This is a genomic window from Brevibacillus brevis (assembly GCF_022026395.1).
GTDB lineage: Bacteria > Bacillota > Bacilli > Brevibacillales > Brevibacillaceae > Brevibacillus.
The window spans coordinates 3,227,862-3,245,884 of the sequence record NZ_CP041767.1 but is presented as its reverse complement, the minus strand read 5'-3'; the positions used below and the strand labels follow the sequence as shown (position 1 = coordinate 3,245,884).

Annotated in this window: 18 protein-coding genes and 1 riboswitch; of the genes, 15 read left to right on the top strand and 3 right to left on the bottom strand. The window is 49.2% G+C overall.

Going from position 1 to position 18,023, the window contains the following annotated elements:
* Nucleotides 1–54: 54 nt before the first annotated feature.
* The 11 genes from FO446_RS15485 (at nt 55) to FO446_RS15435 (ending at nt 9,237) form a co-directional block, all read left to right on the top strand.
* Nucleotides 55–1,338: a glycoside hydrolase family 18 protein gene (locus tag FO446_RS15485; RefSeq protein WP_221868522.1), complete on the top strand. Its 1,284-nt coding sequence runs from the start codon at nt 55–57 to the stop codon at nt 1,336–1,338.
* Between the two features lie 96 nt (nt 1,339–1,434).
* Nucleotides 1,435–1,662, top strand: a complete 228-nt coding sequence (locus FO446_RS15480; protein WP_232772963.1) for a hypothetical protein — start codon at nt 1,435–1,437, stop codon at nt 1,660–1,662.
* An 82-nt stretch (nt 1,663–1,744) separates the two neighbouring features.
* Nucleotides 1,745–2,956, top strand: coding sequence for an alanyl-tRNA editing protein (locus FO446_RS15475; RefSeq protein ID WP_237898447.1), 1,212 nt, complete (start codon nt 1,745–1,747; stop codon nt 2,954–2,956).
* A gap of 33 nt (nt 2,957–2,989) precedes the next feature.
* Nucleotides 2,990–3,373, top strand: coding sequence for a kinase-associated lipoprotein KapB (locus tag FO446_RS15470; RefSeq protein ID WP_173607741.1), 384 nt, complete (start codon nt 2,990–2,992; stop codon nt 3,371–3,373).
* 41 nt (nt 3,374–3,414) lie between these two features.
* Nucleotides 3,415–3,525, top strand: a riboswitch (TPP riboswitch).
* Nucleotides 3,526–3,724: 199 nt separating this feature from the next.
* Nucleotides 3,725–3,928 (top strand): sulfur carrier protein ThiS, encoded by a 204-nt coding sequence (gene thiS, locus FO446_RS15465; RefSeq protein ID WP_173607740.1) that lies wholly within the window; start codon nt 3,725–3,727, stop codon nt 3,926–3,928.
* A 5-nt stretch (nt 3,929–3,933) separates the two neighbouring features.
* Entirely contained in the window at nt 3,934–4,707 is a 774-nt protein-coding gene (locus FO446_RS15460) for a thiazole synthase (RefSeq protein ID WP_173607739.1), read from the top strand.
* Nucleotides 4,700–5,995, top strand: coding sequence for an acetylornithine deacetylase (locus tag FO446_RS15455; RefSeq protein WP_173607738.1), 1,296 nt, complete (start codon nt 4,700–4,702; stop codon nt 5,993–5,995). The genes FO446_RS15460 and FO446_RS15455 overlap by 8 nt, the downstream gene beginning before the upstream one ends.
* A gap of 8 nt (nt 5,996–6,003) precedes the next feature.
* Nucleotides 6,004–6,684, top strand: coding sequence for a thiaminase II (gene tenA, locus FO446_RS15450; protein ID WP_173607737.1), 681 nt, complete (start codon nt 6,004–6,006; stop codon nt 6,682–6,684).
* On the top strand, nt 6,669–7,451 hold the full coding sequence (locus tag FO446_RS15445) for an ABC transporter ATP-binding protein (RefSeq protein ID WP_232772958.1): 783 nt from the start codon (nt 6,669–6,671) through the stop codon (nt 7,449–7,451). The genes tenA and FO446_RS15445 overlap by 16 nt, the downstream gene beginning before the upstream one ends.
* On the top strand, nt 7,451–8,209 hold the full coding sequence (locus FO446_RS15440) for an ABC transporter permease (protein WP_237901068.1): 759 nt from the start codon (nt 7,451–7,453) through the stop codon (nt 8,207–8,209). Before FO446_RS15445 ends, FO446_RS15440 begins: the two co-directional genes overlap by 1 nt.
* Complete coding sequence (locus tag FO446_RS15435) at nt 8,206–9,237, top strand: ABC transporter substrate-binding protein (RefSeq protein ID WP_173607735.1); 1,032 nt, start codon at nt 8,206–8,208, stop codon at nt 9,235–9,237. The genes FO446_RS15440 and FO446_RS15435 overlap by 4 nt, the downstream gene beginning before the upstream one ends.
* A 97-nt stretch (nt 9,238–9,334) precedes the next feature.
* Here FO446_RS15435 and FO446_RS15430 read toward each other — a convergent pair whose 3' ends face one another.
* Nucleotides 9,335–10,717, bottom strand: a complete 1,383-nt coding sequence (locus tag FO446_RS15430) for a sensor histidine kinase (protein ID WP_173607734.1) — start codon at nt 10,715–10,717, stop codon at nt 9,335–9,337.
* Nucleotides 10,718–11,431 (bottom strand): response regulator transcription factor, encoded by a 714-nt coding sequence (locus FO446_RS15425; protein WP_232772956.1) that lies wholly within the window; start codon nt 11,429–11,431, stop codon nt 10,718–10,720.
* Between the two features lie 152 nt (nt 11,432–11,583).
* On the opposite strand from FO446_RS15425, the gene FO446_RS15420 reads away from it, so the two are divergent.
* The 3 genes from FO446_RS15420 to FO446_RS15410 are packed head-to-tail and all read left to right on the top strand — an operon-like array spanning nt 11,584 to nt 13,988.
* The gene (locus FO446_RS15420) at nt 11,584–12,495 is read left to right on the top strand and encodes an ABC transporter ATP-binding protein (protein WP_221868515.1); all 912 of its coding nucleotides are present in this window, start codon (nt 11,584–11,586) and stop codon (nt 12,493–12,495) included.
* The gene (locus FO446_RS15415; RefSeq protein ID WP_221868514.1) at nt 12,495–13,244 is read left to right on the top strand and encodes an ABC transporter permease; all 750 of its coding nucleotides are present in this window, start codon (nt 12,495–12,497) and stop codon (nt 13,242–13,244) included. The genes FO446_RS15420 and FO446_RS15415 overlap by 1 nt, the downstream gene beginning before the upstream one ends.
* Before the next feature lie 12 nt (nt 13,245–13,256).
* Complete coding sequence (locus FO446_RS15410; protein WP_232772955.1) at nt 13,257–13,988, top strand: ABC transporter permease; 732 nt, start codon at nt 13,257–13,259, stop codon at nt 13,986–13,988.
* A 262-nt stretch (nt 13,989–14,250) separates the two neighbouring features.
* Here the strand turns inward: FO446_RS15410 and FO446_RS15405 are convergent, their stop codons facing one another.
* Entirely contained in the window at nt 14,251–14,793 is a 543-nt protein-coding gene (locus tag FO446_RS15405) for a hypothetical protein (protein ID WP_232772954.1), read from the bottom strand.
* A gap of 179 nt (nt 14,794–14,972) precedes the next feature.
* Between FO446_RS15405 and dacB the strand changes: the two genes are divergently transcribed.
* Nucleotides 14,973–17,867, top strand: a complete 2,895-nt coding sequence (gene dacB / locus FO446_RS15400) for a D-alanyl-D-alanine carboxypeptidase/D-alanyl-D-alanine endopeptidase (protein ID WP_237898446.1) — start codon at nt 14,973–14,975, stop codon at nt 17,865–17,867.
* Nucleotides 17,868–18,023 lie beyond the last annotated feature (156 nt).

The following is an 18,023-nucleotide window of genomic DNA, read 5'->3' as shown; positions in this document are numbered from 1 at the left end:
ATTTCCTTCGCCATGAATATGACAAAGAGAGAAGAAATGCGAAGGAGGGGGCGTATGCAAATCCACGTGGTGGAAGAAGGACAAACCTTAGCGAGCATCGCCGAGACGTACGGAACGACCCCGGAAGCGATCAATAAGGCGAATGAATTGCCAGACCCCGATAAACTGGCAACCGGACAGGCGATGGTGATCCCGATTGTAGGAAGCTACTATTGGGTCAAACGAGGAGATACGTTGTATACGATCAGTCAGCGAAATCAGATCAGCGCAGCAGAGCTTGCTCGCGTCAATGGGATTTCTCCCTATAAACCGCTACAAGTCGGGCAAAAGCTATATATCCCGCCTCGCCCTAGACGAGCGGCTGATTTCAATGCGTATGTGGAACCGCGCCGTACAGTCCCACCCGCGATGGAAGCGGATGTTCGGACGGCTGCCCCTCATCTTACGTATTTGGCACCGTTCAGCTTTCGTATCAAACGGGATGGAACTCTCCAACGACCAAATCTGAACAATTTTCCGGCGATCGCAAAAGAAAACCAGGCCCTACTGATGATGGTCGTGACGAATTTGGAAAAAGGTCAGTTCAGCACGGAATTGGGCGCACTCATCCTGAACGATCAAGAGTTCCAGAACAAATTGTTGGATAATATTCTCGCGACCGCCCGTGAGCTTGGAATGGGGGATATCCATTTTGATTTGGAGGCTTTGCCTACAACAGGTGCAGAAGCGTACGCGAGCTTCTTGCGAAAAGCAAGGGATCGTATACATGCAGCGGGGTTGATGATGTCTGTTGCGCTCGCGCCGAAGACGAGTGCTGTGCAAGCAGGCAAATGGTATTCCGCCCATGATTACAAGGCGATAGGAGCGCTTGCCGATTTTGTCGTGATCATGACGTATGAATGGGGCTATAGTGGTGGTCCTCCCATGGCGGTTTCTCCGATCGGACCGGTGCGGCGTGTCTTACAGTACGCCATTACCGAAATACCAGCCGAGAAAATTTTGATGGGCCAAAATCTGTACGGATACGACTGGACCTTACCGTACGAGCGAGGGACGACAGCGCGAGCATTGAGTCCACAGGCAGCGATTGCACTGGCTTCCCAGCATAATGCCGTCATCCGGTATGACTATCGGGCGCAGGCTCCGTTTTTTACGTACACCGATAATCAAGGCAAGCAACATCAGGTGTGGTTTGAGGATGCACGGTCGATCCAAGCCAAGTTCAATCTGGTTAAACAGCTTGGTTTGCGAGGCGTCAGCTACTGGAAACTCGGTTTGCCATTTCCGCAAAATTGGCTGTTGATCGAGGAGAACTTTCGCGTCCGCAAGCGTGCATAGTCATCTGGCGTACATTCCATCACGGGTTGTACGCCTTTTTTTCGAATGAACAATCATGGTATGATGAAGATGACAGGAAGGAAAAGGGGAGAAATCATGGGAGAATGCAAATTGGATCACAGCCATGAGGACGTACTCAAGAAACTGGCAGAACAAGCGCCTCATCTGTCGGAATTGCGTGTGAGTCAATTCAAAAATCAGTTGAATAGCGAACTCAGCCAAGAGCGTCTAAACGAGCTGTTTCATTTATTGAAAAAGTATGACCTGGCAAGCCCAGAGGAGCGTCAAGAGCGCGAAAAACAAATGGATCAGTTGTTTGGCTAAGCTTTATACATACGTTTTTTCGTTTTGCCCCCATGTGGGAGAATCAGGCTGGAACCATGGTTCCATGCAGCGAGGAGTAACGATGGACGACAGACTCTATTATCAGGATGCCTATACAAGAACCTTCTCGGCCCAGGTGACGAGGACTGGTGTCGAGCAAGATGGGACACCTTACGTGGTACTGAATCAAACGGCTTTTTACCCTACTGGAGGCGGACAGCCTTCCGACCTGGGCGTATTGGAAGAGATTCGTGTGGTAGATGTGGAAGAGGTAGATGGCGAAATTCGTCACCGACTGGAGGCTCCTTTGTCCGAAAGCACAGCGGAAGTAACGGGGCACATCGATTGGGACCGCCGCTTCGATCACATGCAGCAGCATGCTGGTCAACACATTTTATCGGCGTCTTTCCTGGAAATCTTGCAGGCGGAGACCGTCGCCTTTCACCTGGGCAAAGAGCGTGTCACCATTGATGTACGACTGGATGAGTTGACTGCAGATGTATGGGAGAAGGTAGAAAAGCGAGCGAATCAGATTGTTTTGGAAAACCACCCCATCATTGCACGGTTTGTTGATGACGAGGAATTGGCAACGCTGCCCTTGAAAAAACAACCGACTGTTACGGAAAATATTCGCGTCGTGATGATACCTGATTTTGATTACAATCCATGTGGAGGAACACATCCAGCGCGGACGGGCGAAGTCGGGATGATCAAGATCTTGGGCTGGGAGCGGCATCGCGGAAACATTCGTTTGGAATTTATCTGTGGCTGGCGAGCTTTGCGGGACTATAACCAAAAGCAAGCTGTCGTTCGTGATACGGCGAAGTTGCTCGCTACCAATGAAGGAGAACTGATCGCACAGACGGAACGTCTCCTTGCAGAACGCGACACCTTGAAGGCAAAAGTGGCAGAAGTGGATAAGCAGCTCTTGGAAGTGGAAGTCAATCAACAATTGACTGCTGCCACCAAACTCGGTCATTCTCGCCTCATAATGCGCACCTTCACAGACAAAACCATTCAACAGCTTCAGCAGTTCGCACAGCTGGCTACTGCTCTGGCGCCAGATGCGATTTGCCTCTTGGCTGCTACTGCCGAAGACAAAATGCAAGTCGTGTTTGCTCGTGGACAAGAAGTCAACATAGCCATCAATCAAGTGTTGAAAGAAACCTTGCCGATCATTAACGGAAAAGGCGGGGGAAATCCTGCCATGGCACAGGGTGGCGGGCAGTCAGTAGTGGATGCGGAAGAAGTATTGCTGCATGCACGCAATCTGCTGGAAGCCTCGCTGATGTAAATGCATTCGATTCAAGAAAAGGAGGAAACCGCGATGAACTGGAATCCGGGAGATATTGTTCGTGTTTCGCAGCGGACTGGTGAATATATTGCAGAAGTATTGGAAATCCACGACTCGAAGCTGCTGGTAAAAGTGTTGGCAGTAACCAAATACCCAACCCAAGGCGATTTGCATTCTTCCTACGAAGTAGATGTGCCGCTGTTTCACCAGCGTCCAGCACTCTCTTACATGGAAAAATTCATGACGCCTGTCCAAGGGGTCATTCGCTACAATGGAGCGATTCCAGATTACAAGGAATCTGTGCGTCAGGCGATGGAGAGAGAAATGGAAAAGCTTGCAAAAATGGCAGCTTGGGCAGAGCGCTGTCTCGCTGAGCTCGAAAAGATGCACAAGGAAGCCTTTACAAACACGAAATAGAGTGGTACTGTAAAACTCGAATGTACGATAATTGCATAGCTTTACTACCAAACGGGGGCCAAGCAACGTTGGCTGAGATTGTAACGAGTGTGTTACTGACCGTTGAACCTGACCTGGGTCATGCCAGCGGAGGAAGAGGTATTTGGAATCAGGATCACATGTCGCATCCGAGCGGAACTATGCTTGTTTGCGAGCATGGATGATAAGATGACACTCAACCATCCGAGGCGGATGGTTTTTTTATGCCATTCGTCCGGGGAGATGGGATGGGTATACGGCTTCTTCTGTTTGTCTGAATCGACTCAGGCAGGTGGGAGAAGCCGTTTTTTTTCCAGTAGAAGGAGGTAATCAATGATTGTTCAACTGAATGGGAAAAAAGTAGAGTTGGCGGAAGAAATCACGACAGTGCGGGCCTTGCTCGCTTCTTATTCCCTGCAAGAGAAAATTGTCGTCGTTGAGCGAAATGGTGACATTATTAATCGCTCTGCGTACGAACAAACACCGATTGCAGACGGAGATCGCATAGAAATCGTTCATTTTGTCGGAGGAGGATGATCAGCATGATGGATACATTGAAAATTGGACCTTACGAGTTTCGCTCCCGTTTACTTCTAGGGACAGGTAAATTCGCTGATTTGGATACACAAGGGAAAGCAGTAGAGGTGTCGGAAGCAGAAATTTTGACCTTTGCGATTCGCCGCTTGAATTTGGAAAATCCGCAAGAACCGAACTTTTTGGAACAACTCGATTTGAAAAAATTCACCCTGCTACCAAATACTGCAGGTGCCTATACAGCAGAGGAAGCAGTGCGCATTGCCCGTTTGGCTAAAGCATCTGGACTGTGTGACATGATCAAGGTCGAAGTCATTGGAGACCCGAAAACACTTCTCCCTGACCCGATTGGCACGCTCGAGGCTTCGAAAATCTTGGTGGAAGAAGGCTTTATCGTGCTGACCTACACCAATGATGACCCGATTCTGGCCAGACGTCTGCAAGAGGTTGGCGTACATGCGGTTATGCCAGGTGCGTCTCCAATTGGTTCCGGGCAAGGGATTGTCAACGAAAACAATATCCGCTTTATCATCGAAGATGCGAAAGTACCGATTATCGTAGATGCAGGGATTGGCTCGCCAGCAGACTGCGCAAAAGCGATGGAGCTGGGGGCTGACGGTGTCTTGTTGAATACAGCAGTCGCTCTCGCTGACAATCCTGTCCTGATGGCAGAAGCGATGAAGCTAGGGGTCGAAGCAGGTCGCAAAGGCTTCCTGGCAGGCCGTATCGCGAAAAAGCGTTACGCATCCGCGAGCAGCCCGACCGAAGGGATGATTGAGTAACGTGCATCGACTGACAGAAGCGGTAGAATCGATTGCCAGCCGCAAAGAAGAGCTGTTCGCCTTATTGGCAGAGCTCGTTTCTCATCCGACTGTGAGTCCTCCCGCACGAAACAGCGATGTCGCACAAGGAGTAATCGCCAACAGACTGCAAGCGATGGGATTCGAAGTGGATCGCTGGACGGTATATCCGGGAGACGACAATATCGTCGGGCGGTTATCAGGGAGTGCCTCAACTCACGCAAACAGCTTGATTATCAACGGGCATATCGATGTGGCTGAAGTCGGAGATGACATCGGGTGGACGTATCCACCTTTTGCTTTGACATATGGCAAGGATGGACGCCTGTACGGTCGTGGAGTTGCGGATATGAAAGGTGGACTCGCAGCGAGCTTGTTTGCGATCCAAATGCTTCGCGAACACGGAATCGAGCTCCAAGGCGATTTGCTCTTTCAATCCGTCATCGGTGAAGAAGCGGGTGAAGCGGGGACATTGGCCGCCATCGAGCGTGGCTATCAGGCTGACTACGCCGTTGTAGTGGACACGAGCAATCTCCAAATGCAAGGGCAGGGCGGGGTCATTACAGGCTGGATCACGATTGAGAGTCCGACGACGCTGCATGACGGAATGCGTGCACAGACGATTCATGCAGGCGGCCGCGTCAGGGGAGCTTCTGCCATTGAAAAAATGACGAAGGTGATTACCGCACTACAGGAGCTGGAGCGGGACTGGGCAGTCATGAAGTCCTATCCCGGCTTCCCGGCAGGCAGCAATACGATCAATCCCGCAGTCATCGAGGGAGGTCGTCACGCTGCGTTCATCGCAGACCGTTGCGCTCTCTGGATTACTGTTCATTTTTATCCGAACGAATCCTATGAAGAGATTATTCGAGAGATCGAGGATCACGTCGGGCGTGCAGCAGCCGCTGATCTTTGGCTGAGAGACAATCCTCCAACCTTCCGTTGGGGTGGACGTTCGATGATTGAGGAGCGCGGTGAAATCTTCCCATCACTGGAGTTGGATACGAAGCATCCGGGGTTGGCTACACTGCAATCCGCATATGAGAGTCTCATGCATCAAACGCCTATTGTTAACATGTCGCCTACGGTGACGGATGCAGGCTGGTTTGCGCATGCAGGCATTCCGGCTGTCCTATTCGGACCGGGTGAGCTCGCACATGCACATGCCGTAGATGAATCCATTGATCCTGACCAGCTCGTTCATTTTGCCCAGATCATGACCCGTTTCATCGCCACCTGGTGCAATACCCCAAAGGAAGCGAAGGAGTGAGTATCCGCATGACAACCTTTACTGATCGTTTGAGAAAAAGTGTAGCCCCAATCTGGGAGCGTGTTCATCAACATCCTTTCGTCACCGGACTTGGAGATGGCAGCCTGCCTATTGGTGCCTTCAAATATTACATGAAACAAGACTACATCTATCTGATTGATTACGCGAAAATGTTCGCGATTGCCAGTGTGAAGGCGTACGATCTGGAAACAAGCTCTCGCTTTGCTGCTTTGCAAGAATCGACGCTGAACACAGAGATGGAGCTGCATCGTCAGTATGCCGAGCGCTTTGGCATCTCTCGCGCGGAGCTGGAAGCGACAGAGCCTTCCTTTGTGATGCTCGGGTACACCAGCTACATGCTGCGTGTCGCTCATCAAGGGTCGTTGGCCGACTTGGTGAGTGCACTACTCCCATGCACATGGAGCTATTGGGAAATCGGAAAGCGCTTGGCACAAGTAGAAGGAGCGCTGGATCACGAACTGTATGGCGAATGGGTACGTATGTACAGCTCTGATGAATTTGGGCAGTTGGCGATTTGGCTGATTGAGATCATGAACCAATTGGCGGAAGGTAAGAGCGAGCAAGAACTGGCCAAACTGGAGGAGTATTTCGTCAACACCTCCAAAATGGAGTACATGTTCTGGGACATGTCCTACAGAGAGGAAATGTGGCCGTGGGAGAACAACTAGCTTTCGCCGACGTCAGCTTTTCGTATGGCGACAGGCAGATTCTCGATCATTTTGATCTGCGTGTGGAAAAAGGGGAATTCGTCAGCTTGATCGGTCCGAGCGGGATCGGGAAAAGCACCTTGTTTCAGCTCATCGCAGGTCTTCTTGAGCCGGGACAAGGCGAAATCAGGCTCGGCAGTGTACCAGTCGCAAATCGTTTAGGGCAGGTCGGCTATATGCCCCAACGCGATCTGCTCATGCCATGGCGTACAATTGTCGAAAATGCAGCTTTGCCGCTGGAAATCAAAGGTATGACGAAAAAAGAAGCGCATGAGCGTGTCAGACAGCAATTGCCAAGGTACGGGCTTCAGGATTGGGCTGACAGCTATCCAGCCCAGCTTTCCGGTGGCATGCGTCAGCGGGTTTCCTTTTTGCGTGCGTTGTTTTCAGGCGCAGAGATGATGCTGTTGGATGAGCCGTTTAGTGCGTTGGATGGAATTACGAGAATGGACATGCAAGAGTGGCTGATGGAAAAGTGGCAGGAAACAGGCAGTACGATGCTGATGATTACGCACGATATCGACGAAGCTATTCTACTTGCAGATCGGATTATCGTCCTTTCAGGTAGTCCGATCACCAAGCCCATCGAATTAACCGTTCCGGTGAGCAGACCGCGAACGGCGAGCAGCCGCAACCAAGCCGGATTTTTGGCATTGCGTGAGCAAATTTGGGAATTGCTTCGACAGGATCGCCAATCAGCAATGAAGCCCTTGAGGAGAGAAGCATGATGGGGAGAGGCATTTGGTTTGGCATCTCCATCGCCATTTTTCTCCTGACGTGGGAAGCTGGATGTCGCTTCCTAGGGGTGCCGCCATTCATTTTACCGCCACCTAGCGCTGTGGTCGTATCGTTGTGGGATTTACGTACCTCTTTAGTAGGTGTACATCTTTGGGCGACGTTAAAGGAAGTGTTACTGGGGCTATCGATCTCGATTGTATTTGGAATCTCACTTGCCTTTGCAATGATTCGCAGTCGGATTGTGGAGCGTCTGGTCTATCCGTACATCGTTATTTCCCAAACAATCCCAATCATCGCATTATCACCTGTATTTATTTTGTGGTTCGGGTATGATTTATCTGGAAAAATCGCTGTAACGATTCTGTTTACTTTCTTTCCGATCGTTGTCAACACGTATGATGGACTTCGCTCGACTGACAAGGAAATGCTCCAGTTGTTAAAAACAATGGGGGCAACGAACGGACAAATTTTCACCAAGCTGCAACTCCCGTCGAGTTTACCCCATTTCTTCAGTGGTCTGAAAGTGGCAGCTACTTACAGTGTGGCTGGGGCGACGATTGGGGAATGGCTGGGAGCGAGCGAGGGACTCGGGTACTTTGGGAGACGGGCATCCGGCAATTTTCAGGCACCCGCGTTGTTTGCCTCGGTCCTGTTACTCTCCATTCTCGGCATGCTGCTGTTTTGGCTAGTTGGACGAATCGAACGTCATTTTTCCCCGCATATGAAAATCAAAGGAGAACAACAATGAAACCTTTCAACAAATGGACAAAAGCATTCATGGCACTTACATTGGCAACGGGTCTTGCTGCATGCGGCAATCAGGCGAGCTCGGATGCTGGTCAGACGCAAGCCCCTGCTGATAAAGGAACGGAGCCGACTGAGTTGACGATTGCGCTCGATTGGTATCCGAATGCTGTACATTCCTTCTTGTATGCCGCAGAGGAGCAAGGGTATTTCAAAGACGAGAACCTCAAGGTGACCATGCAAATGCCTTCGGACAGCAATGATCCGTTGAAGATGGCGGCTGCGGGCAAAGTGGATTTGGCGATCAGCTATCAACCACAGCTCATCCAAGCTCGTGCAGAAGGCGTTCCTGTCGTATCTGTAGGTGCGCTCGTTCGTCATCCGTTAAACGTGATCATGACGCGCCAAGACAGTGGAATCGATACTCCGCAAAAGTTGGCTGGAAAAAATATCGGTTATCCATCACTTCCACTGGATGAATCGATCGTACGTCAAGTTGTGAAGCATAGTGGTGGCGATGATTCCGGATTGACCTTCACAGATATCGGCTTTGACATCGTCCCAGCGTTGACGGCCAAAAAGGTCGATGCAGTGGTAGGTGGCTATATCAACCATGAACAACTGATTTTGGAGAAGCACGGCATTCCAGTCAATGTGTTCAAGCCTTTTGAGTTTGGTGTTCCAGACTATTATGAGCTCGTATTGGCAACAAGTGACGAGACTTTGGGCAAAAAGCAGAAAGCTGTGGAAGGTTTCCTGCGTGCGATTGGCAAGGGCCAGGACTATGTGAAAAATAATAAGGAAAAGGCACTCGATCTGTTGCTTGCCAAACAGGCTGCCGATTTCCCGCTGGAAAAAGACATTGAGACCAAGAGCTTGGATACCCTGATTCCGTTGATGGATGCGGGGGAAAAGCCTTTCGCATACCAGACGGCCGAATCTTGGCAAACACTGATTGATTGGATGAAAAAAGAGAAGCTGATAACCACTGACGTCAAAGCAGAAGAGATCATGCGCGATCTCGTGAAGTAATTGACGCAGGAACATTAAAAGCACCTCATTTGCACGCTTGTGAGAGTCTACTCTCCATTGGCGAGTCAAGGGGTGCTTTCTCTATGCTGTCTTTCTTTTAGGAAGAGAGGGGGAAACAAAGCTCTGCTGTCATCCCTTTTCCTGTATCGCTTGTTAACAGCAGGTGTCCATGATGAGCGGCAGCTATACGTGCAACCATTGGCAAACCGAGACCATGACCATTGTGTAACGGAGATTTTCTTTTTGACGAATACGGCAATTCCACCAAGTCAGGCAGCATGCTTTGCTCAATGCCTTTTCCGTTGTCAGTGATAGTCAGGAGAGCATTGCGCTGGTTGGGTGACAGGGTCGTTTGCACGTGGATGCGACAGCCTGATGGGTTATGCACGATGCTGTTTTGGATCAAATTCGTAATGGCGCGGACAAGGAGTTTTTCATCGCCCATCACGAAGCATTGTTCAGTCGTGACATCCAACTCGATGGTAAACGTCTCTGCCAAATCATTATTCAAAAAGTCAGTGACAATTTGCCGGGCTAGTGTCGATAGCCGAATTGGTTTGGGATGGATGGGCTGCATCTCGTATTCCAGCATGGAGACGAGATTCAAGTCGCTGACCAAAGACCGGAGCTTTTCCCCTTGCTTTCGAATAATGCTTGCTTTTTGTTGCTGTTCGTAAGGCACCACGTCGCTTTCTTCCAATTCACTGGCATACCCGAGCACCATCGATAATGGCGTGCGTATATCGTGGGAAATTCCTGCGATCCAGTTCGAGCGTGCTTCGTCTCTGGCTTTTAGCAAAGCGTTCTTCTCCTGCAGAAGCGCCGAAGCATGATTGATGCTTCGGGCAATCCCGCTGAACACTCCTTTTGCCTCGACATGTGTATGCTGATCTTCTGACAGAGCGTGAATCCCCCTAATCAGTGGACGGATTGACCGAATGAGTCGAGAGCCGATGAATAGCGAGAGAAGAGCGGCGAGCAGTATATTTCCGAAAAGTAAAGCCAGCAATCGATATGGCAAATCACTTATCCAACTGATCGGGAAATGAATCTGGTACTTGGCGAGACTGTCCTTCGGGTAGCCCACGACGACCAGCCCCATCTCATGTTCCCAAACAAAAACAGGATAGTCTTGTAAATAATTTCGTGAGAACTGCGCCACTTCTGCTAAGGAAAAGGTGCGGGGCAATTGGTCTGGTATGGCGTAGTCCCAGAGGACCTTCCCATCGTTCGCAATCAGCATGGCCCAAGCCTGGCTTTTTTGCAACCATTCTCGTGCATTTGGTTCCAACGTATAGTGGGAACCGTTTACGTGAAGACCTTCTGCGACAGTTTGTGTGACGTAAATGGGAGGAGAGCCTTCATTTATGCCTTTGAAAACAAATGTACCGAGAATGATGTAATTGACGATGAGCAAAAAGACGGCGATTAGGATAGAAGCACCTGTATAACGACGTAAAATTCGTGCGGCTCCATCCATCTACGACTCTTCCTTTACGAGTAATTTGTACCCGAGTCCTCTTACCGTCAGCAAATATACAGGAGTGGACGGACATGGCTCGATCTTTTCGCGAATGCGCCGCATATGAACCATCAGTGTGTTTTCATACCCGTAGTAATCGTCACCCCAGACGGATTGGCAAAGGGCATCACTCGTGACGATTCGTCCCCGATTTTCATAGAGTTTTCGCAAGAGGGCGTGCTCCTTGGCAGTCAACGCGTATTCTTGTTGGTCTCTCGTCACGGTTGCTGCCTCCAAATCGATTATACTGTCACCAAGCTGGAAAACGGGCAGACGTTCGATTTGGGGAGGAGCGTAAACGCGTCGTAAAATGACCAGAAGACGAAGAACGAGCTCACGCGATAAAAATGGCTTCACGATATAGTCGTCAGCGCCCAGGCCAAGTCCGAGCAATCGATCTTCATCTCCCCCTCTCGCTGACAAAAAAATGACAGGGATTTGCGAGAAACGACGGATCGAAGTCAAAAGTCCAAATCCATCTCCATCAGGCAGCATGACATCCAGAATGGCGACATCTGGCTTGTCCGAAGCGAATATCCCTAGCGCCTCTTTACAACTACCCGCATGAAAAATACGAGAGAATCTTTCCTTACGCAAAAATCCATCGATCATATTTCTGATTTCAAGCTCATCTTCCACGATGAGCACTTTTTTCTGTTTCCACTCTTCCATATTGAATCACCCGTATTCATTATACTCGCTCGATTTGTCTGTTCTACCCACTTGGAGTCGATTTAAGGTTGTCGTAAGATTCCTGTCAGCTTATTGACGGGTTGGGACTCTATGATTTCATTTGAGAGACCAACAGATAGGAGCGAGAAAACATGAATACGGTGATTCGAACGGAAAACCTTTCAAAACACTATGGAGGAGCCTATTGCGTCCAGCGTGTGAATCTTGCGGTAGGAGAAGGGGAGGTCTATGGCTTCCTCGGTCCAAATGGTGCAGGAAAATCGACGACTCTAAAAATGCTGCTAGGATTAGTCAGGCCGACGGAAGGGAGTGTATCTGTATTCGGGAAGGATTTTTGCAGAAACCGACTTGAAATTTTGAGTCAGACGGGTTCCTTGATCGAGGCTCCTTCCTATTACGGTCATCTTACCGGCCTTGAAAATATGCGTGTCATGCAGCGGCTGCGAGATGTCCCGGACAAATATGTAGAGAAGGCTTTGCAAATCGTTCGTTTGGAAAAACAAAAGAACAAAAAGGTAGATCAGTATTCGCTCGGGATGAAGCAACGACTGGGAATTGCCATGACTTTGCTGCATTTTCCAAAGCTCGTTATCCTCGACGAACCGACAAACGGTCTGGATCCTGCGGGAATCGGGGAAATTCGGGAATTGATTCAATCATTGCCACATCAGTATGGAATGACCGTGTTGATTTCCAGCCATCTGCTCTCGGAAATCGAGCAAGTAGCGACGTCCATTGGCATTATCCACGGGGGGAAACTCTTGTTTCAAGGAAGTATGGAGCAGTTGCAACGGAACAGCCAGCCTCATGTTTGGATGAAAACGCAGGATAATGAAAAAGCGAGAAGAGTTCTTCAAGAAATGGAGCTTTCTCCAAGTCTCCAAGATGGCTTTCTTGTCATGGAGGGTATGGAAGATAGGGAAGTAGCACAGACAAACCGGACGCTGATGATGGCGGGCATTGATGTTTATCGCATTGAAGTGCACAAGCAAAGTCTGGAGAGCATTTTCCTCTCTCTTACTGGTAGGGAGGGAAGTTTGTAATGCGGACGCTTTGGCTGGAGTTTTATAAAATTCGACATAAGCGTTTGTTTCTCATGCTCGCTATTCTTTTGAGTATCGAACTGGCATGGGGGTTTATGGCTGTTAGTACGTCGATGAATAAAAATCCAGATGCGCAGACGTGGAGCGCCATACTGGTTACGATTACAGCCATGAACGGATTGTTTTTGCCGATCGGTTCGGCTGTCATTGTTTCACGAATTTGTGATATGGAACACAAGGGGCGTACATGGAAGCTGCTGATGGCTGCCTCTGTTAGCCGAAAAGCGGTTTATGCGGCAAAATTCGTCTCTGCGGCTGTTTTGATGGGGAGTGCAGTCATTCTACAGGCTATGGCGATCGTGGCATTTGGCATTGGCTATGGTTTAGCAGAGCCAGTCCCGATTGGCCTTTTACTCTGCATTGTCGTAGGGACCACACTGACAAACCTCGTGGTGATTGCTCTGCAACAATGGGTCTCTCTCGCCATCAAAAATCAGGCGTTCAGCCTATGCCTCGGGATGATCGGGGGATTCATTGGCATGACAGCGAGCTTATTTCCGCCACAAGTCGGACGTCTTTTCATCTGGTCGTACTATGTAGACTTTTCGCCCGTTGCGTATCAGTACGTGAACGAAACCATGTTGTTTACCAACCGTGAAATCGGCATTCATTTGCCGATCATCGTCGTACTCATGGGCATCGCATTTTTCCTTGCTGGGAGTATTCACATATCCCGGCAGGACGTATAGGGAGGACCTTGCATGATATTCAGATGTTTGGGAGCAGAATGGGTAAAGCTTCGCCGTTCTCGTATATGGCTCGTTTTGCTTGTGCTACCTGTTTTCAGTACGCTGATCGGCTTTGCGAACTACTGGATGAACCAAGCGATCCTGCAAAATGGCTGGTACAGCCTGTGGACGCAGGTGAGTTTGTTCTACGGAGAATTTTTCTTGCCCATTCTCATCGCGATCTGCTGTTCGTTTGTGTGCAGACTGGAGCATGTAAATCGTAACTGGAATGTAATCCTGACAGCGCCAGTATCAATTCCAACGATTTTTTTCGCGAAGCTGGTGGTAGTTGGTGTTCTCCTTTTTATTGTGCAGCTTTTCTTCTTTGTGCTATATATTTGTGCAGGTTTCATGGCTGGACTGCACACACATTTTACGTTTCCTCTGGAAGTGTTCGGATGGATCATGCGAGGCTGGCTGGCTTCGCTCACCATCATCGCCTTCCAGCTTTGGCTTTCCACGCGGATACCGAGCTTTGCTGTACCTGTCGGCATTAGTGTTTGCTCTGTTTTTGTAGGGTTGGGCTTGTATGTGTCGGGGCTCGGGATGTTATTTCCTCAGTCACTTTTAACGATTGGCATGGGCGTGCTCAGTCAAGAGAGTTTGACGCTAGGAGAGCTGGGGGCGTTTGTAGTCATGTGTGTACTTTTCGTGACGAGCGGTTGTGTGCTGGGGATTCGTCGTCTTACGAGAGAAGGTCTTTAACAGTTTTCACCATAATAACGGTTTCCCTTTCCTGCCAAACAACCTTATAATAGAAGGTGAATGCTTGAATGAGGAGAAGTTTCCATGGACGACAAACACATAAACAAGACGAATAGCAAATGGGTGATCTGGGGGTTTATTCTCAGTGTACTCGCTTGTGCTGTGTCTATGGTGATTTTCATCTACGTGATGCGCAACTGACAGCACATGATGGTAACGTCAAAAAACCGCTCGTTAACGAGAGCGGTTTTTTGCTATTTCATTAGCGGGATATCGCCGTTATTTTTCGGATGACTTGTTCTTGTGATAGCTGATTCAACTCGGTAAAGCCAAGGTTGGAAAGAGCAATGGTTTTTCCTTGATAGATTGGATAAACGCCTTGCCAGAGACCTGCTGTACTGTACATCTGTGATCCGCTCACTTTTCGTAAAAATAATAAATAATTCCCTTCCGCCAGCGGCCCAGGATACTGCAGGTTGAGCGGACTGGAGGCATCGGGAAGCGGCTCTACGCCAGTGCTTAGCACAGTTACTCGTCTGGATGCTGTGCCTTTTATGGCCTTTTTTACCTGTAGTTTTTGTGTGTAGTTCACGATCTTGCCTTGGGGAATGTTGCGTCCCGTGGGATAAGCCCGATGGGTACTGTCTACCTGTGCGATGACGATTAAGTCGCACTTTTTGACGAGCTCCGCAAGGGAAGAATAGGGGGAGGGATCTACTTGTACGCGCCCGATGTCGGTTTGGGCATGGACGGGGAATGAAAAGGCGCAGAGAAGGGACAGACAGAGGAGCAATCGATAGAACATGAAACCATTTCCTCCAAACGAAAGAAGTCTTGAAGGTAGTATGAACGGAATGGCTATCCTTCATGCCTGTAGACTTTTAGTATAATGGTAATATTCCGAATAAATAGAATACGTGCTATCATGATGGCGTACTGTGATTTGTTGGTGGAAATCGCCCAGACTATGACAAGGAGGTTATCATGAATCATTTATTTGCTTTTCGACGTGTCGGTACGTGGTTTTTCGTGTTGGCTCTCTTGTTGCAGGTAGCAGCTTCGCCTGCGCTAGCCAAGGAAGAGGCCGCTTCTTCTAGTCCTCTTGCACTCAGCATAGAAAAATTCCTCGCCGATTTGAAAAACGATGAGAATAGCAAGGGAATGTACGCTGGAATCGCGGTCTACGATCTAACCGACAAAAAGTACGTATATACGCACAATGCCAAACGTAATTTTATCCCGGCCTCCAACATGAAGCTGTTTACGACAATTGCAGGTCTGGATAAACTAGGGCCAGACTATCAGTGGAAGACCGAGGTGTTTGTTTCGGGAAAGGTAAATAACGGTGGAGTTTTGCAAGGAGATCTGATTTTAAAAGGCTATGGGGACCCTAGTCTGAAGCCAGAAGATTTGCAGCAAATGGCAAAAGCCATCAAAGATTTGGGGATCAAGCGAATCAATGGAAATCTGCTTCTCGATGACAGCTATTTCGATGAGACCAGATTGGGTACGAGCTGGATGTGGGATGATGAACCGTATGGGTACAGCGCCCAGATCAGTGGATTAGCCGTAAATAAAAACGTTGCGACTCTAACCGCAATCCCTGGAAAAACGGTGAACGATGCTCCCGTCCTGACCATGAACCCAGCTACTACATACATAACAGTCACAAACCAGTTGAAAACGACAGCGGGCAAGGAGAGCAATGTGCTCATTGAGCGTCCGCGCGGAAAAAATGAAATCATCGTATCCGGTACGATTGGGATGGAAGCAGCTCCTTATGCTGAAGATGTCACGATGGAAGACCCGGCTTTGTATGTGGGCGATCTATGGAAGGATCAGTTGCTGAAACAAGGGATTGCCTTACATCCGAAGACAGAAGTGAAAAAAAACGTGCTGCAAAGCGGAGTACCGCTCTATACTCACTTGTCCAAACCGTTGGGTGAGATCACGGTGGAGCTCAACAAGGATAGTGACAACTTCTATGCGGAGATGCTTGTAAAGACACTGGGCGTTACCCAGAAAGGTGAGGGGAGCTTTGAGGCAGGCAGTGAGGCGGTAGCAGACGTGATGAAGCGAGCTGGCATTGAGTCAGGCTTCCGTCAGGTAGATGGCTCGGGGTTATCGAGATTTAATATGATCACTCCGGAACAGATAATCGAAACACTCATCTTTTTGCAGGAGCAAGAATATCGAACGGAATTGGAAAAATCACTCCCAATCGCAGGAGTAGACGGCACCTTGAAAAACCGCATGAAAGGAACCGGTGCGGAAAAGAACCTGGTAGCAAAGACAGGCTCATTAAGCGGAGTCAATACCATGTCGGGTTATGTAACGGCAAAAAATGGTCATAAGCTCGCTTTTTCGATTTTGATCAACGGCATTTATAAATCGAAGTATGCAAGGGAGCTGCAGGATCGAATCGGAATTTTGTTAACAACCTACCCGGATATCGCAGCACCGGAAGGATTCAGCCCTCCAGAGAAAAAGACGTACCCACTCTCTGCTATGATCGATCCCATCCTAGATACCCCGGAAGCAGCAGGGGTAACGGCCGGAGTTATGATCAAATCGTTGGATTCAACAGGTGACCCTGTCTTATACGAACGGGATGCGGACACACTGCTTACCCCTGCTTCGAATCTGAAGCTGCTGACGACTGCCACGGCGTTGAACCAGTTTGGCTCGGATTACGTATTCAAAACGGAAGTGTATGGAGACGCCCCGATCACCTCTACAGGCATACAACAAGGCAATCTGTATGTGAAAGGATACGGTGACCCTACCTTGCACACAGAGAATGCGCTAAAAGCGCAGGAAGGTGTGTCGATTGAAAAAATAGCAGGGTGGCTCAAGCAACAAGGAATCACGCGTATCAATGGGAACCTCGTGATGGATGACAGCTACTTTGACCAACAACGGCTTGGCCTCGGCTGGGCATGGGATGACGAGAGCTACTATTACAACCCGACCATAGGGGCTCTTGCCATGAACCGTGGGACGGTCATGATCGAATTCAAGCCCGCTAACGATGCTGGAGAACCAGTGAAAATCAACGTACTTCCCAAAACGGCTTATGTGCAAGTGATCAATGAAGCCAAGACCGTACAAAAAGGCGAGGAAAATACATTTGCTATTCTGCGTGACCGTGGAACAAATACCATTCGACTGTCAGGGAACCTCCCGCTTGATCATGAAGGGGATTACGAGCGAGTCCCTGTGGAAGAGCCAGCCAAGTACGTAGGGACCGTGCTGAAAGAGACGCTGGAGCAAGAAGGAATTGCGTTTGCTCCGAAAAGCGAAGTGCTGATTCAGCCAGTTCCTCCAGCAGCAGTAAAATGGACACAATTTGAGTCACTGCCTCTAAAGGAAATCGTACAGTACCTCAATAAACGAAGTGACAATTACTACGCAGAAATGCTCCTCAAGACGCTCGGAGCTGCAAAGAAAGGGATAGGGAGTGCAGCCAATGGTGCAGAGGTCGTTCAGGAAACCGTAGCTTCGCTCGGCGGAAATACCACCTTCGACATGATGGATGGCTCAGGATTGACCCGCTACAATCTTATTTCTGCTCGGCAGATCGCATCTGTACTTGAGGGGATGACCACGGAATCGAATTTTGCCGCTTATGATGAATCTTTACCCATAGCGGGAATAGATGGGACACTGAAAAGCCGCTTGAAGGACACAGCCGCTGCGAATAATCTTCATGCGAAAACAGGTTCGATGACAGGTGTGAACACGCTGTCGGGCTATATCACGACCAAAGGCAAAGAGAAGCTCATCGTATCGATTATGTTCAATGGGTATGTCGAGGATGAAGAGCTGTTTACCAAGATGCAGGACCAGATCATTACGGTACTAGCCAATTATGAATAGGAATCACGCAAAAAAGGAGCCCCAATTCCGGGAGCTCCTTTTTCTGTTGGCGTCCCCTGAACTGGGTCAATGCCTGTAGCGGTCAATCAGCAGGCGACATATCTATATTCAGATCAGGAAGCAGGCGAAGTACAGAACAACGGTGAAGGAGGGGAA

Excerpts from the sequence above, each read along its gene's own strand:
- dacB (WP_237898446.1), top strand. The coding sequence starts at position 14,973 with ATGAATCATTTATTTGCTTTTCGACGTGTCGGTACGTGGTTTTTCGTG.
- FO446_RS15435 (WP_173607735.1), top strand. The coding sequence starts at position 8,206 with ATGAAACCTTTCAACAAATGGACAAAAGCATTCATGGCACTTACATTG.
- FO446_RS15415 (WP_221868514.1), top strand. The coding sequence starts at position 12,495 with ATGCGGACGCTTTGGCTGGAGTTTTATAAAATTCGACATAAGCGTTTG.
- FO446_RS15405 (WP_232772954.1), bottom strand. The coding sequence starts at position 14,793 with ATGTTCTATCGATTGCTCCTCTGTCTGTCCCTTCTCTGCGCCTTTTCA.
- FO446_RS15460 (WP_173607739.1), top strand. The coding sequence starts at position 3,934 with ATGATGGATACATTGAAAATTGGACCTTACGAGTTTCGCTCCCGTTTA.
- FO446_RS15475 (WP_237898447.1), top strand. The coding sequence starts at position 1,745 with ATGGACGACAGACTCTATTATCAGGATGCCTATACAAGAACCTTCTCG.
- FO446_RS15480 (WP_232772963.1), top strand. The coding sequence starts at position 1,435 with ATGGGAGAATGCAAATTGGATCACAGCCATGAGGACGTACTCAAGAAA.
- FO446_RS15485 (WP_221868522.1), top strand. The coding sequence starts at position 55 with ATGCAAATCCACGTGGTGGAAGAAGGACAAACCTTAGCGAGCATCGCC.
- tenA (WP_173607737.1), top strand. The coding sequence starts at position 6,004 with ATGACAACCTTTACTGATCGTTTGAGAAAAAGTGTAGCCCCAATCTGG.
- FO446_RS15440 (WP_237901068.1), top strand. The coding sequence starts at position 7,451 with ATGGGGAGAGGCATTTGGTTTGGCATCTCCATCGCCATTTTTCTCCTG.
- thiS (WP_173607740.1), top strand. The coding sequence starts at position 3,725 with ATGATTGTTCAACTGAATGGGAAAAAAGTAGAGTTGGCGGAAGAAATC.
- FO446_RS15430 (WP_173607734.1), bottom strand. The coding sequence starts at position 10,717 with ATGGATGGAGCCGCACGAATTTTACGTCGTTATACAGGTGCTTCTATC.
- FO446_RS15410 (WP_232772955.1), top strand. The coding sequence starts at position 13,257 with ATGATATTCAGATGTTTGGGAGCAGAATGGGTAAAGCTTCGCCGTTCT.
- FO446_RS15425 (WP_232772956.1), bottom strand. The coding sequence starts at position 11,431 with ATGGAAGAGTGGAAACAGAAAAAAGTGCTCATCGTGGAAGATGAGCTT.
- FO446_RS15470 (WP_173607741.1), top strand. The coding sequence starts at position 2,990 with ATGAACTGGAATCCGGGAGATATTGTTCGTGTTTCGCAGCGGACTGGT.
- FO446_RS15420 (WP_221868515.1), top strand. The coding sequence starts at position 11,584 with ATGAATACGGTGATTCGAACGGAAAACCTTTCAAAACACTATGGAGGA.